Origin of the sequence: Flagellimonas olearia (genome assembly GCF_009184425.1) — a bacterium.
In the GTDB taxonomy this organism is placed as follows: domain Bacteria; phylum Bacteroidota; class Bacteroidia; order Flavobacteriales; family Flavobacteriaceae; genus Flagellimonas; species Flagellimonas olearia.
Genome location: NZ_WELG01000002.1, coordinates 1,580,355 through 1,595,154 on the forward strand (window position 1 = coordinate 1,580,355; position 14,800 = coordinate 1,595,154).

Annotated in this window: 10 protein-coding genes; 7 read left to right on the top strand and 3 right to left on the bottom strand. The window is 43.7% G+C overall.

The features are described 5' to 3' along the window. Positions 1 to 8: 8 nt before the first annotated feature. Positions 9 to 590, bottom strand: coding sequence for an RNA polymerase sigma-70 factor (locus F8C76_RS16465; protein WP_129654586.1), 582 nt, complete (start codon positions 588 to 590; stop codon positions 9 to 11). 272 nt (positions 591 to 862) lie between these two features. Continuing rightward, positions 863 to 2,800 (bottom strand): peptide-N-glycosidase F-related protein, encoded by a 1,938-nt coding sequence (locus tag F8C76_RS16470; protein WP_152132696.1) that lies wholly within the window; start codon positions 2,798 to 2,800, stop codon positions 863 to 865. Between the two features lie 321 nt (positions 2,801 to 3,121). Between F8C76_RS16470 and F8C76_RS16475 the strand changes: the two genes are divergently transcribed. The 3 genes from F8C76_RS16475 (at position 3,122) to F8C76_RS16485 (ending at position 9,855) form a co-directional block, all read left to right on the top strand. After that, complete coding sequence (locus F8C76_RS16475; protein ID WP_211372161.1) at positions 3,122 to 4,642, top strand: arylsulfatase; 1,521 nt, start codon at positions 3,122 to 3,124, stop codon at positions 4,640 to 4,642. A 479-nt stretch (positions 4,643 to 5,121) separates the two neighbouring features. Then, positions 5,122 to 8,391, top strand: coding sequence for a SusC/RagA family TonB-linked outer membrane protein (locus F8C76_RS16480; RefSeq protein WP_152132698.1), 3,270 nt, complete (start codon positions 5,122 to 5,124; stop codon positions 8,389 to 8,391). Between the two features lie 12 nt (positions 8,392 to 8,403). Continuing rightward, on the top strand, positions 8,404 to 9,855 hold the full coding sequence (locus F8C76_RS16485) for a SusD/RagB family nutrient-binding outer membrane lipoprotein (protein ID WP_152132699.1): 1,452 nt from the start codon (positions 8,404 to 8,406) through the stop codon (positions 9,853 to 9,855). A gap of 83 nt (positions 9,856 to 9,938) precedes the next feature. On the opposite strand, the gene F8C76_RS16490 is transcribed toward F8C76_RS16485, so the two are convergent. Beyond that, positions 9,939 to 10,976: a helix-turn-helix domain-containing protein gene (locus F8C76_RS16490; protein WP_165357415.1), complete on the bottom strand. Its 1,038-nt coding sequence runs from the start codon at positions 10,974 to 10,976 to the stop codon at positions 9,939 to 9,941. Between the two features lie 126 nt (positions 10,977 to 11,102). Between F8C76_RS16490 and F8C76_RS16495 the strand changes: the two genes are divergently transcribed. From F8C76_RS16495 to F8C76_RS16510, 4 genes are all read left to right on the top strand, one after another. Then, complete coding sequence (locus F8C76_RS16495; RefSeq protein ID WP_170284051.1) at positions 11,103 to 12,212, top strand: DUF2911 domain-containing protein; 1,110 nt, start codon at positions 11,103 to 11,105, stop codon at positions 12,210 to 12,212. A gap of 25 nt (positions 12,213 to 12,237) precedes the next feature. Further along, positions 12,238 to 12,798 carry a hypothetical protein gene (locus F8C76_RS16500; protein ID WP_249042442.1) on the top strand — a complete coding sequence of 187 codons (561 nt, stop codon included), beginning with the start codon at positions 12,238 to 12,240 and terminating at the stop codon, positions 12,796 to 12,798. 134 nt (positions 12,799 to 12,932) lie between these two features. After that, complete coding sequence (locus F8C76_RS16505) at positions 12,933 to 13,955, top strand: sensor histidine kinase (RefSeq protein ID WP_152132701.1); 1,023 nt, start codon at positions 12,933 to 12,935, stop codon at positions 13,953 to 13,955. Continuing rightward, entirely contained in the window at positions 13,952 to 14,707 is a 756-nt protein-coding gene (locus tag F8C76_RS16510; RefSeq protein ID WP_152132702.1) for a LytR/AlgR family response regulator transcription factor, read from the top strand. The genes F8C76_RS16505 and F8C76_RS16510 overlap by 4 nt, the downstream gene beginning before the upstream one ends. Positions 14,708 to 14,800 lie beyond the last annotated feature (93 nt).

Consider the following 14,800-nt stretch of genomic DNA (forward strand, 5'->3'; position numbering starts at 1 on the left):
GTAGGTAATTATCCGTGAAATAGAAGCAATATGGCCAAAAGATAGGTGCCTACCGAACTGCGCAATACTTTAAGGGCCTTGGTAATATGGTTTTCAACGGTCTTTGTGGAAATATCCAAAAATTGGGAAATTTCAGCATGGCTAAGCTGCTCCTCCCGGCTAAGGGTGTATACTTCCCTGCACTTTTGTGGTAAGCTCTCCACGGTGGTACTTATTCTTTGTACCAGTTCTTGATAGAGATACTCGGACTCGGGGGAATTATAGTGCAACCGTTGGTCCAGATTTTCAAAAAGATGGGAGCCAAGGCTTTTTTCCTTTTTTCGTATTTGGGCAAATATCTGGTAACGGGCACTGGAAAAAAGATAACTCTTGAATGTAGAAGTAACATGGAGTTTTTCCCTTCTTTTCCATAGGTCCATGAATAAATCTTGCACAATGTCCTTGCACACCTCTTTGTCCCTAAGTACGTTATATGTGTAAAGATAAACTGGGTTCCAATATCTGTTGTACAGTTCGGTCAATGCATTTTCATCGTTGTTTCGCAAACGATTCAGCAAAACCTCATCTGTATGTAGAAATAGTCCTCCCATAGGTTTTTGGGCTTGTCGTTATAAATTATTTTATAAAACAATACCCAAGACTAAAAGTAAATAAAATTTAAAGCGGAATTTGCTTTTTTTTAACAGATGATGATATTTTTTTTGCTCTATTCCTGTTTTTTTGTCATTTGTTGAATAAAACTATGTGTTTTTTGCGCTTTTACTCCCTTTGAAAGCGGTGGGTTTTGTAAAAGTTCTGTTAATTCCTGTAGATGGTACACTTTTGACTCCCAAGCCAAGGTGCAGCCAAGGCTTGTTTTCTGCTATTGCTGTCGCGTTTGTTTGGATATACGCTGCTTTAATTTGGATTCACCATTCAGAAACAGCTCTATTACATAACGACCGTCCTCGTACTGGGTCATATCAATATCAAAAGTGGTGTCCTGTATTTGGGTGAACGGAATCTTCTCTTGTATATCGCCGTCTTTCAAGATATGGATTTCACCATCCATGGGTTTTTCCAGTTGCACAAACAATTGTGTTTGGTCTTGTATCCTTCTGGGATGAAGCTTCAATAAACTTTGCTCAACGGTATCATCCAGTTTGGGGTTGTTCTTTACCGTAAAATCCAATTGTTCGCCGATTCCACAATCACTTTCAAAACGGTGCAGTACCCTTCCGTCCATGTCCGATATCTGCAAATAACCAAACCCTTGTTGCGGCATGAACCAAAACTCCAATCCATTGTGGCCGGAGTCTTCCAAGTTCATTCGATAGTGTCCCAAACCAAGGTCAACAGTGTCTTTATATAGCGTATCTTTCTTAACCGTATTGGGGTCTTTTTCATAGACAACCCTATTGGCTTCATCCACTATGCGAATCATGTTTTCCTCTGGAGTGTTGTTGGATTTATAGGATATCACCACTTGTTTGGGCATTTCTTTGGGAGACATGAACATGGATTCCCTTTGGTTGTCTGCCTGCCAAGCGTCCGTTTGACCGTTTGGTTTTTTCAGCTTTACATAAAATGTGTTTTCCCCAAAGTTGAAATCAATGGCCCCGGGAAGTACAAGAATGGCTTCTTCATAAAACTTTAGTGAACCAGTCCATTCAAAAGTCTTCTTTTCAAAGCCTTTTGTACCATATTCAATGGTCAATGCGGTCAGGGTTTCACTGCCCAAGTTTTTAACAACGATTTTTGGTTCAACGATCGAGGGGTTAAAGCGGTTCAGTTCCGGTGCGGCATTGGGAACCAGTATTTGGTCCAGGGATACATCAAATTTTTTGTTGGGTGTTCCATATTGAAAGAGCACTGCACTGATGCTCTCATTGGCTTGGATATTTTCGGTGGCCGTATAGGGTTCCAACTCAAAATCTATGGTATGGGAAGTGTTGGTTACCGGGAAATCAATGATGTCCGGAGCCTGAAGGTCGCCCGGGCACCAATAGGCGCGATCAAAAATCCAAGTTCCACCTTGCGGATATAGGTTGTTGTCCGCACATTCCTTCCACATATCCCTTCGATCAATGGGCTGTCCATCTACCAAAACCTCCCGCCATCTACTACAAAACTCACTGCAGCCTTTGGGCTGATCATAGCCATGCCCGGTATGCAATATCCGCAGCCTGCTGAATGCAGCTCCTTCTTCCATGGCTATGTTTTGGGGAGTAAGCGACTCTTCAATGGGATTTTCAGGGTCACCATAATTAAACCTGCCGTCGTATACTTCGTTGTACATAATCGGTTGGGCTACGGGGTCTCCCAATTCCATATCAAAACTAACGGTAAGGTCCCAACCCACACTGGTGGCTTCATAGCCGGTGTGGTTGTATTCAATCTCAACACTGTCCCTTAAAATGCTCGCGAAATCGGTCACATCAATCCGCCAATGCCAACGCCAATCCTTTTTAAAATTACTGCCATAAGGAGTCAACATTTTACCAATTTCCAAGTCCAATGTATCCCCTTTGATGCCACCGATACGGTTGATTCGGATAGGGTCCAAATAGTCCCAATGCGCAATGTTGATGGAATCCGGGTGTCCCAAAGCCACCTCCATAAAAATGCGTCGTATGGATTCATCCTTGCTTGGAAAAACGCCCCAAGCCGCAAAAGGATTGTTTCCCTTATTGGGGTTACAGACAATGGTGGTGTGGTCATGGGTGACAACCGTGTGTATTTTTCTTTCTTCAGGGGTGTTCTCACATCCAGTCAAGAAGATTGAAATCAATAGTAGGGAAAGGAAGAGGTTGGATTTCATGTACGCGTTTTTTGAAAATTGTAAGGGGTTATGGGGCGTAAAAATATATTTTTTGGAAAGACTTGACCCAAATTCAGAAAAAAACGGGTGTTTTTGGTAAGCCGGCCTCTATGCCTTAATAAGGTCTTCATTTTTTAAGGGGATAACGGAAAAACCCATATTTAACTTGGTTTTGAATCAAATAAATACCCGCTTGGGGAGGAGAAAGTTTTGGGTGGTTCCGAATAGTTTCTATTTTAGGGGGCAATAGCCATAGATGATATTATGAAACCAACATTCCAAACCGCGAAGTTTTTATACGTATGCACTGTATTTCTGCTGATGCTTTCTTGTAAGCAGGAACCAAAACCGTCCCAACCCGTTCAAAAGCCCAATATCATATACATCTTGGCGGACGACCTAGGGTATGGAGAAGTGGGAGCCTACGGTCAGGAAAAAATTGAAACTCCCAACATAGATGCACTGGCCAAGGACGGGATGCGCTTTACACAGCATTATACCGGGGCCCCGGTCTGCGCTCCGGCCCGTTACATGTTGCTCACGGGCAGGCACGCCGGACATGCTTTCATCCGGGGAAATGATGAATGGCGTGAACGGGGCAAAGTCTGGGATTACAGAGAAGCCATTAAGGATTCGACCCTTGAAGGACAACGACCTGTACCGGATTCCACCCTATTTTTTCCAAAATTATTGCAACAAAAGGGATACACTACAGGCATCGTTGGAAAATGGGGGTTGGGGGCACCGCATACCCATTCCGTTCCCAACAATATGGGATTCGATTATTTCTTTGGTTACAACTGCCAAAGACAGGCCCATACCTATTATCCCGTCCATTTGTATGAAAACAAGAATAGGGTATACCTCAACAATGACACCATTGCTCCCAACACCAAGTTGGCGGAAGGTGCGGACCCCCATGACCCGGAGAGCTACAAGAACTATAATCTGAATGATTACGCCCCGGAGCTGATGTATGAAAAAATGATGGACTTTATTCAGGGGAACAAGGAGAAACCTTTCTTCTTTTACTGGGCATCACCTATTCCCCATAATCCTATCCAGGCGCCTCAACGATGGGTGGACCATTACAAGCAAAAATTTGGGGAAGAAGAGCCCTACTTGGGGCAAAAGGGATATTTTCCCCATCAAAATCCGAAAGCGGGCTATGCCGCGATGATTTCCTATTTGGATGAAAACGTGGGCAAGCTGGTAGCGTATTTGAAAGCAGAAGGGCTCTACGATAATACCTTGATTATTTTTTCATCGGACAATGGAGTTACCTTCACAGGCGGAACCGATGGGGCCTATTTTAATAGTTCGGGTCCGTTTGGCGAGGCGTATGGACAAGGCAAGGGTTTTGTTTACGAAGGCGGAATACGGGTTCCCATGATTGCCTCGTGGCCGGCAAAAATCAAGGCGGGTACCACATCCGATCATATTTCCGCCCATTATGATGTCATGGCCACCTTGGCCGATGTTGTGGGCTATGAAACTCCTCAAGATACTGATGGAATCAGCTTTTTACCCACTCTGTTGGGAGCAGAGGGGCAGCAACAGCACGACTTTTTGTTTTGGGAATTTCCCGAATATGGAGGACAAGTGGCCATCAGAATGGGAAAATGGAAAGTGGTGCGCCAACATTTAAAAGACAAGGAGGCTCCCACTTTGGAGTTGTATGATCTGGAGCAAGACCCAGCAGAGAGCAACAATGTTGCCAAAGACCATCCCGAAATCCTTCAGAAAGCGGCGCAAATCTTTGAGCAAGAGCATACCAACGCGGAAACGGAACGGTTCAGAATTCCTTTGATAGAAAACAACCTATTGGCCGAACAAGAGTAAGAGGATTGCCACATCAAGAAAAAGCCTCCCTTATGGGAGGCTGGCTAATTCAAAAAATCATAAAATGAGAACAAAGCTCATGTTTATGTTGGGCCAAAAGTAGTCCCAACCACCCTTCATTTTTTTTATTTGATATGAAACCCCAAGATTCTGATACCTGCATCTTGGCACTAAGGTCCTTTCCAAAATTTTAAGGAATCATACAGCCGTAAACAAGCCATATGCACTAGGTTTTTAGTGCTTCAGGTTGGTGTATATCACTATTGGATATTGGTTAAGATTCAAACTTTTCAAGCTTAGCATCAAACTTTTCAGGTTTTATATCAAAGCCCAATGGGATGTCATTGAATTGGGTTGTTTTACGCGTCAGCTTGGTAGGAAGTAGGAAATGGGAGTCCAATCCCTGTTCTGGGATAACTTCTTTCCGCACTTTGCCAGCTGCAGTAACTCAAATAATTCTAACATTAAAACCTAACTAAATGAAATTCAAAAATTGCGGCTACGCATTAGTGCTGTTCATGGCATTTTGTCCATTTATTTACGGACAGACCAAAACCATTTCGGGTACTGTGACAGACCAAAATGCAACTCCATTACCGGGAGTGTCCATTGTGCTGGTGGGTACTTCCACGGGCACCCAGAGCGACTTTGATGGAAACTATACCATTCAGGCAAGTGAAGGGCAACAATTGCAGTTCAGTTACATTGGATTTGCAACGGTTACCATGAGGATCGGTGGTACCAATGAGATCAATGTGGTTTTGGAAGAGTCCAATGAGGCATTGGAAGAAGTGGTGGTGACCGCCTTGGGGATTTCCCGGGAGAAAAAGTCGTTGGGATATGCCACAACGGAACTCGATGGGGAGCAGGTCAATGTGCCGGGACAGAACAACGTCATTAATTCCCTTTCCGGTAAAGCGGCGGGGGTGAACATTACAAGGAACAACAACTTGGGTGGGTCCAGTAATGTGGTCATTAGGGGGATTACCTCCATTAATGGGGACAATCAGGCCCTTTTTGTTGTGGATGGGGTTCCCATAAACAATGAACCGGGCAACTTGGATGTGACCTTCGGAAACGGAAACAATGATGTGGCCCGGGGAAGGGGTGGATATGATTATGGAAACCCGGTTTCTGACTTGGATCCTTCCGTAATACAATCCGTGAACATTTTGAAAGGTGCGGCGGCAACGGCCCTGTATGGTTCCCGTGCTGCGAATGGGGCCATCATCATTACTACCAAAAAGGGGGAAGGAAACAAGAAGCTGGGGATTACCATTAACTCTGGAATTACGGTTGGACATTACGATAAGAGCACCTTTATCAGATACCAGAAGGAATACGGACAAAGTTATTTTGGGGATTTGACCACCGCTTCGGGCAGTTTTACCAATGGTTTTAGGACTACTTTGGACCTAGATGGGGATGGTTCCATAGATTTATTGCCCAGATATAATGATGATGCATCCTTTGGTCCAAGGTTTGATCCAAATATCAATGTGTTCCATTGGAATGCACTGGTGGAAGAATTGCCCACATACTTGCAAAAGGCCCCATGGGTTGCGGCCAAGAACGATCCTTCCAGTTTTTTCAAAACCTCGTATAGCTATAACAATTCGGTTTCATTTGCGGGGAGTGATGAAAAGATGGACTATAGGGCAACCTATTCCAATAGTATCCAACGGGGTATCATACCCAATAGTGAGATTGTACGGAACAACCTAAGTATAAACCTAGGGAACAATTTGTCCGACAAACTAAGGGTTTCAACCAGTGCCAACTATACCAATACCCGGGGTAAAGGAAGAAATGGAACAGGGTATGATGGGGCCAATGCCAGAAACCTGATGACCAGTTTTAGGCAATGGTGGGCCGTGAATGCGGACATGGAAGATTTGCGCGAGGCCTATGAATCCACTGGAAGAAACATTACGTGGAACTGGAAAACCCCTGATGCACAACAACCCGAATACTGGGACAACCCCTATTGGACCATAAACAACAATATCGCGGAAGACCAACGAAACCGCTTTTTTGGGAACATTGCCCTGAATTACGCCATGACCGATTGGTTGTCTGCCAATGTACGGGCATCTGTTGATCATTTCAGTGAATTGAGGGAACAAAGAATTGCCTCCGGCAGTGTGGGGGTTCCCAGCTTTTCAACATTCAATAGAAGATTCAGTGAGTATAATTATGATGCGACCCTAAACTTCAACAAGACCTTTTGGGAAGATTTAAGCGTAACGGCCTTGGCCGGTCTCAACATTAGAAGGACCTCCACGGAGACCATCTTTGCAGAGACCAATGGTGGGCTCATAGTCCCTGGAATCTATGCGTTGTCCAACTCGCTTAGTCCCATCAACCCTCCTTCAGAGGATTTTAGCAAGATTGGTGTGGATGGTGTTTTTGGGTCCATATCATTGGGCTATAGGAACTTCCTATATTTGGATTTGACCGGTAGACAGGATAAGGCTTCAACCTTGCCCCTGGAAAACAACAGCTTCTTTTATCCATCGGTTTCCACATCCTTTGTTTTTTCCAGTTTGATGGATGCAGATTGGCTGAATTTTGGAAAGGTTCGATTGAATTATGCCGAAGTAGGGAACTTTGGAAGGGCGCAAAGTTTGGTGAGTCCAGTACTGCTCAATGGCCAGGGGTCGTTTGGGGGTGCCAACTTGGCATCGATAAGTTCCACCTTGAGAAACCCAAAGCTAAAACCCGAAAGCACCAAAAGTTACGAGATTGGTCTGGAATCTTCTTTTTTCCGGAGCCGCTTAGGGTTTGACATTGCTGCCTATAAAACCAATTCCATAGACCAGATTATTGATGTGGCCGTATCCACGGCTACCGGATATAGCAGAAAATTTGTGAATTCTGGAGAGATTGAGAACAAGGGGTTGGAAGTCTCCCTCTTTGGAACTCCGATTAAAACTACGGATTTCGAATGGAATGTAAGGGCCAACTGGTCCAAAAACCAGAGCGAGGTGTTGTCCTTGTTCGATGGGGCCGACAATTTTGAGGTGCAATCCTATCAATCCGGTGTTACTTTCAATGCCACTGTGGGCAGACCGTATGGGACATTGAGAGGTTCAAATTTTGTGTACTTGGATGGTAAGCCTGTGGTTGATCAAGATACTGGGGCGTATTTACATTCCGATACCAACGAGGAAATTGGGGATACCAACCCCGATTGGATAGGAGGAGTGTACAATGGGTTCAGATATAAAAACGTCTCTTTTAATTTCCTCATTGATGTGAGAAAAGGAGGCGATGTCTACTCTTTGGATACCTACTACGGTTTTGGAAGTGGCCTCTATCCTGAGACCGTGGGTACCAATGCTTTGGGCAACCCCATTAGAAACCATTTGGAAGACGGTGGTGGATATGTATTCCCCGGAGTGGCTCCAGATGGCTCACCCAACACGGTATTGGCGGATGTAAGTGATGCGGTTTATTCGGGAGGTCTTTTTGGTGATCTGCCCCAAGCGTATCACGTGGAAGATGGTTCCTATGTGAAACTACGGGAAGTGGCCCTGACGTACAATGTGCCCTCCAAGCTTACGGATAAATTGGGAGTGGAAGGGTTGTCCTTTTCATTTACGGGATCTAACCTGTGGATCATCCATAAAAACCTGAAATATAGTGATCCAGAGGCAGGGTTCAGCGCCGGAAATGCCCAAGGGGTACAAATTGGGGCCTACCCAACCACCAAAAATTATGGTTTGAACATTAAAATGGAATTTTAAGACAATATCACAATGAAGAAATATATAATTACAGGCCTGATAGGATTTACAATTTTGGCGTCTTGTACCAAGGATGAAAAATTGTCCGACCTCAATAATGATCCCAAGAACCCGACAGCCAATGTTCCGGATGAGCTTTTCTTTTCCAATGCCCAACGGGAGTTGGTGGATGCAAATTCTTCCATCAATATCAATTTGAATATTTTTAGGTTCCTGACACAATATGTGTCATCGCCAATTTATACCCAGCAAAGTCAATATAATTTTCAGAGTAGGACCATTCCAGGGGTGTATTGGAGGACTTTGTACAGGGATGTACTTACGGATTTTAGGGCGGCCAAGGAAGAGTTGAACAATTCTGCTTCCTACGTCACTTCTTCCGAACTAAAGGTCAGGGACAATAGACTGGCAGTTTTAGGACTTTTGGAAGTTTACACCATAGGACAATTGGTGGATGCTTTTGGAAACATTCCGTATAGTGAGGCATTGGATGGGGAAAATTTGACTCCGGCCTATGATGATGCCCTTGAGATTTACAAGGACCTGTTAAATCGCATAGATAATGCCATTTCGAGCCTTGATACAGGTTTTGAGAGCTTTGGGACAGCAGATCTAATGTATTCCGGTGATGTTGAAAAGTGGCTGAGGTTTGGAAATTCCCTTAAGCTTAAGTTGGCCATGACGCTTGCCGATGTTGAGCCGGCACTTTCAAAAAGCTTGGTAGAGGCAGCAGCTCCAAACGTGTTCCAGTCCAATGCAGACAATGGGGTTATGGTCTATTACGCCAGTCCTCCCGCCAATAATCCGCTATGGGATAATCTGGTACAGAGCGGTAGGAGCGACTATTTTATGGCCAATACCTTTGTGGATGCCCTTAATGGACTCAATGATCCAAGGAGGGATATATTTTTCTCCAATCCCATTGATGGGGAATATGTGGGGGGTGAGTATGGTGCAGGAGGCGATTTTGATACCACCTCGCATTTTGGGGAGGCTTTTGTACAGCCAGATCTTCCCGGAAACCTTCTGGATTATGCAGAAGTGTCGTTCCTGTTGGCCGATGCCTCGGCAAGGGGATATAGTGTGGGGAGTACTCCTGAAGAGTTTTATAATGAAGCGATTCGTGCCTCTTTTGAGTACTGGGGTCTGACATCTGGGGAGGCAGATATATATTTGTCCAATCCAGAAGTGGCCTATGCCACGGCTGCGGGGGACTTCAAACAAAAAATCGGTACCCAGATGTGGATAGCACTTTTTAACAGAGGCCAGGAAAGTTGGTTGCAATGGCGCAGATTTGATTATCCCATCTTGAATGCGGCACCGCAATTGACCTTGGACGACATACCGGTGCGACTGACCTATCCCATAGATGAGCAGAATAGGAACAATGCCAATAGGGAAGCGGCCGCCAGTGCCATTGGGGGTGACCAATTGACCACCAAATTGTTTTGGGATATGGAGTAGTCACCAGGTTGACGTTTTTTTGATTCGATTGATGAAAAGGGGGCAGTCTGTTTTGGATTGTCCCTTTTACTTCAAAAACAGGATTACTTTTTTGAATAAACAAGATTTGGGTCGGAAAGGACTTCTGCCTGTATTTTGGATGGGGTTTTCTGAAACTCCGTCGGGTTCATTCCCGTGAATTTTTTAAAAGCGGTGTAAAAAGTGGAGGGCGTGTTAAAACCCGCTTCATAGGCCAAGGCCTCAATTTTTACATTTTTCCCCCTACCATTGGACAAGGCGGAGGCCACTTGTTGTATCCTGCAATAGTTGATGAGTTCGGGAAAGGTCATTCCGTATTCCTGCTTAATGATTCTGGAGATCAGATAAGTAGGTCGATTTAATTTTTTGGCAAATTTATCCAAGGTAAGTGAGGGTTCCTGGTAGATTTTTTGGGCATTGAGTTCGGATTTGATACGATTGATAAGGGAAGCATCAACCGCAATACTTTTCTTTTTTGAAGGAAAGAGCACGGGATTGTTCAGGAGAAAGACCAAAAGCACAAAGACCATGATTGCGGCAACCACTGCCCCCATGGCATAATTGAACATGGTATCCGTATAAAATTGAAAAAGAAAGATACCTCCAAAACATCCCACAGTGAGAATCAAAAGGGAGTTCCATCTATGGAAAACGGTTTTGGTTTCGCCATACTGACGAAACTTGAACCAAGAGGTCAATACATAGATGAAAAGTCCATAAGTGGTATAGAGATAGTAGATGCTGGCCACGGGGTTCTCGGAGAAGGCAATATGGACCGTACCTATAAGAGCGGGTAAAAAATGCAACAGATCCTTGGGTGCCAATCTTTGGGTTTCAACATCAAAATACTTGAAGTATAACCAAAGAAGTGGGCCAATACACGAAAGACCCAAATACCCAATGGCCACGGCAAGATTGGGAATCTCACCTGAAAAGAACATAATGGACTTTACAATTCGGAGGGAAAGGGCCATAAAAAGAAAACCCAGAAACTTTAGTTTAAAGCGCTGTTCGCTTCGCACAAAAAGGAGATAAAAGGAAATCAGGAAACCCAAGGCTATGGCAATACCTGAAAAGAAGGCCAAAAAAAGAAAATCTTTCATAAAAAACATCTTCGGAATTCGAAAATCAGGAATCAAAAAAACCAAAATCGAACTAAGCTTGCACAATATAAGCCATTCAATGGGTTAATGGCAAGCCAATTAATGTTAACGATTATAAAGTTGAAAATGAGAAACATAATGCTAAGACTTTTTGTATGTGCCCTGTTACTAAGTGCACCTTTGGGAGCGTTTGCCCAATTCCATACCTTAAAAATCCCGCAGACGAGTAATCAGGTCACCGAAACCCAACAATTGGCCGTGACCGATATTACCATAAGCTATGGTAGTCCATCCGTGAACGGTAGGGATGTATGGAATAATCCCAACATTATCCCCCAAAAAGGGGAACCCATTGCTTGGCGCGCAGGGGCCAACATGAATACTACCATCAGTTTCAGTACAGATGTGCTCATTGAGGGACAACCCCTTAAAGCGGGAACCTATGGGTTTCATGTTGTTCCGGATGAAAACAATTTTGAACTCCTATTTGCGCATAGCCATAACCAATGGGGAAGCTACTATTTGGACAGGGAAAATGATATCAGCCTAGCAGTGAATGTCACCGGCGAGACCTGTGAATTTTCCGAAAAATTGGACTATGAGTTTTTGGATTGGACACCAAATTCGGTGACTATCGGATTGGAATGGGCAGACAAGCGTATTCCATTTAACGTGTCCGTGGATTTGGAAACAACCGTGGTGGAAAGTTTTAGAAGCGAGCTCCGGGGAATCAATACCTACCACTGGCAGGCCTGGAACGATGCAGCCCGGTGGTGTTTGGAGCACAATACCAATCTGGAAGAGGCCTTGCAGTGGGCCAATAGGTCCATTAATGGAGGATTCAATGGCTTTGCGGCAGACAAAAACCTGACCAATATGTCCACCAAAGCATTGCTTTTGGAGCAATTGGGTAGATCGGATGAGGTGTACACGGTCTTGGATGAGGCTTCTGGAATGGTGGACAATGCCATGGAGGCCAATAGTACTTCCATGCTGATGTTACGGTTGAATCAACCAAAAAAGGCATTGGATTTTGTCGGTTCCAAGATCAAGGAATATCCAGAAGCTTGGTTCCTGAAAATCAATAAAGGGATAAGCCACTATTTTTTGAACGATTCCAAACGGGCCGTAAAGGAATTGGAATCGGTTTTACCTGAAACCCCAGAGCAGTTTCAGCCAAGGGTAAAAGAGATTATAGGTGAGGTGCAATCGGGTACCTATCGACTACCTTTCTAGATAATCATTTTAAGATAATCAATCCATGAAAAAGAAATCTATTCCAGTTGTGTTGAAAAACCAGCTACTTGTTTTGGCCACGGTTCTGATGGCATGGACCAACACAACCTGCGCACAAGCTGTATTGGATAAGAAGTATGGGGAAAAAGTAAAAACCTTGGATAGTACCATAGCCACATTGTACTCGGTAATTTCCGGTGAAAAGGGAGAGGAAAGGGACTGGGAACTGTTCCGGTACCTCTATTATCCAAGGGCACAAATGGTGGCCAGTGGAAAGAACCCAGAGGGACAAGTGGGGGCGCGCTACCTCACCCCGGGAGAATATATTTCAAATTCTGGGGATTGGTTGTTGACCAATGGATTTTTTGAGGATGAAATCCACAGGACTACGGAACAATTTGGGCCTATTGCCCATGTGTTCAGTACCTATGAAACATTTCATAGCAGAACGGAGGCTGAACCGTTCATGAGGGGAATCAACAGCATCCAGTTGTTGTATACCGGTGAACGTTGGTGGGTCATGAACATTTTTTGGACCCAAGAAACCGAGGAAAACCCTATTCCAAAAGAGTATTTGCCCAATTGATATAAAATAAGGCAAGTATGATGCAAAACATGAAAACTTTGCGATGAATCTCCATAATCTAAGTTAGCAACACCATCTTGTTCAAGGGCACAACACATCATAAAGAGCTACATTGGGATTCATTTTTTCTCAAGATGAACCGAACAAAGTGGATCATTGCATTATGGAGTCTTTTAGGGATATTGACCCTCATTCAACTTACCGCAATGAGGGTGCTTTATCCTGAGAGCATTATGATGATTGAAGTTTTTGTTTATCCATTGGGAAGCTTTGTAACCGGTGTGTTATTGCTTTTCATGTACTTGATCCCACTATTTGATTATTGTACCAGGTTCAAGGTAAGAAAGCGACTTGTTTTATTGGCCCTGTTTGGGGTGGTGTACGTTTTGTTGTATGTCCTTATAGTGGTTTGTATTTATGCGCTTTTCATTGTAAGGTCATTTGATGATTTTGAAACCGCATTCATGGGATTCATGCTATCAAATTTCAGCCATACCTTAAAGAATTACCTATTTCAGATAGCGATTATCTATGCCTATGAGTTTGTGTATAATTTACGGGTAGAGATTACCAGAAAAAAGGACCTTGAAATTAAATTGGGGATATCCAAGCTACAGCTTTTAAGAAGTCAACTGCAGCCCCATTTCCTTTTCAATTCGCTCAATAGCGTGGTTTCCATTATAGACGAGAACAAGGTAAAGGCACAGGAAATGCTCATCAACCTAAGTGATTTTCTAAGAATCACCTTGAATTCGGATTTTAAGAAGTTGATTACTTTGGAGGAGGAACTGGAAAACGTTGGAAAGTATTTGTCCATAGAAAAAATAAGGTTCGAAGATCAGTTGGAGTACAGAATACACATGGACGATGGGGCATCAAAACTACGGGTCCCCAGTTTTATTCTTCAACCGATAGTGGAGAATGCAATCAAACATGGGTTTCAAGGAATACCGGAGAAACTTACTATTCTACTGGAAATAAATACAGTTGACAGAATGATCAGGGTAAAGAACAATGGCAAAGCGCTTACCAATGCTGTTGAAAATCATGGCCTGGGCAATGTGAGAAAACGATTGGAGCTCTATAACCCCAATGGTCGAGACTTTAAATTGTACCAGAAAGATGGGTGGGTCATCAACGAAATACCGATAAGATGAAAAAGCTTTCAGTGGTAGTGGTGGATGATGAAGGCCCCGCATTGCGCAGGGTCGTTAAAATGGTAAACGAGCATCCCTTGTTGGAATTGATGGGAACCGCCATGACCGCGGGAGACGCAACACGTATTATTGCCGAAACCAAGCCCGATCTGTTGTTGCTGGACATTCAACTCAAGGACGCCACTGCATTTGACGTTCTTGAAAATTTGGAAGAGGATACATTTAAAGGCAAGGTCATATTCATAACGGCCTACGACCACTATGCCATAAAAGCATTTGAGCTTAGGGCTTTGGATTATCTCATGAAACCATTCAAACCCGAACGTTTCCATGAGGCCATCGAAAGAGTGGTGGGCAATGACAAGGTTGGGTTCCATAAGGTGAGGGATATTATGGAAGGTCTTAAAAAGTCAAACACGGAACTCGTTGTAGTTCCCGAGGGCATAAAGAATTATTTTCTCAACAGAAATTCCATCCAATATATTTATGCGGAAGGGTATTATGCCAATTTTGTCATGGATGATGATAAAAAACTTTTGCGGATATCTCTAAAAAAGTTGGAAAGCCTCTTGCCCCATAGCTTCGTTAGGGTCAATAAATCCGCTATTGTAAACTACAACCGGATTAGTGAATTGGTGAATAATAAGAGCACCATAAAATTGATCATGGAGGATGGCAACGAGTTTCAGGTCTCGGACGCCTTTTCCCATGGATTCAAGAAAATGATGCACGAACTGCTCCATACTTATTAAAGAAGGTTTTTTTGACACTATTTTTCTTTTTCTGAAAGGAAGTCCCTTTTCTATGGACTAACAAGAACAAATAAGGTGGTATCTATATCAAGG

What these genes read in the sequence shown, in the direction of transcription:
- F8C76_RS16490 (WP_165357415.1), bottom strand. Translation starts at nt 10,976, where the DNA reads ATGAAAGATTTTCTTTTTTTGGCCTTCTTTTCAGGTATTGCCATAGCC.
- F8C76_RS16485 (WP_152132699.1), top strand. Translation starts at nt 8,404, where the DNA reads ATGAAGAAATATATAATTACAGGCCTGATAGGATTTACAATTTTGGCG.
- F8C76_RS16505 (WP_152132701.1), top strand. Translation starts at nt 12,933, where the DNA reads ATGAACCGAACAAAGTGGATCATTGCATTATGGAGTCTTTTAGGGATA.
- F8C76_RS16495 (WP_170284051.1), top strand. Translation starts at nt 11,103, where the DNA reads ATGAGAAACATAATGCTAAGACTTTTTGTATGTGCCCTGTTACTAAGT.
- F8C76_RS16475 (WP_211372161.1), top strand. Translation starts at nt 3,122, where the DNA reads ATGCTTTCTTGTAAGCAGGAACCAAAACCGTCCCAACCCGTTCAAAAG.
- F8C76_RS16480 (WP_152132698.1), top strand. Translation starts at nt 5,122, where the DNA reads ATGAAATTCAAAAATTGCGGCTACGCATTAGTGCTGTTCATGGCATTT.
- F8C76_RS16470 (WP_152132696.1), bottom strand. Translation starts at nt 2,800, where the DNA reads ATGAAATCCAACCTCTTCCTTTCCCTACTATTGATTTCAATCTTCTTG.
- F8C76_RS16500 (WP_249042442.1), top strand. Translation starts at nt 12,238, where the DNA reads ATGAAAAAGAAATCTATTCCAGTTGTGTTGAAAAACCAGCTACTTGTT.
- F8C76_RS16465 (WP_129654586.1), bottom strand. Translation starts at nt 590, where the DNA reads ATGGGAGGACTATTTCTACATACAGATGAGGTTTTGCTGAATCGTTTG.
- F8C76_RS16510 (WP_152132702.1), top strand. Translation starts at nt 13,952, where the DNA reads ATGAAAAAGCTTTCAGTGGTAGTGGTGGATGATGAAGGCCCCGCATTG.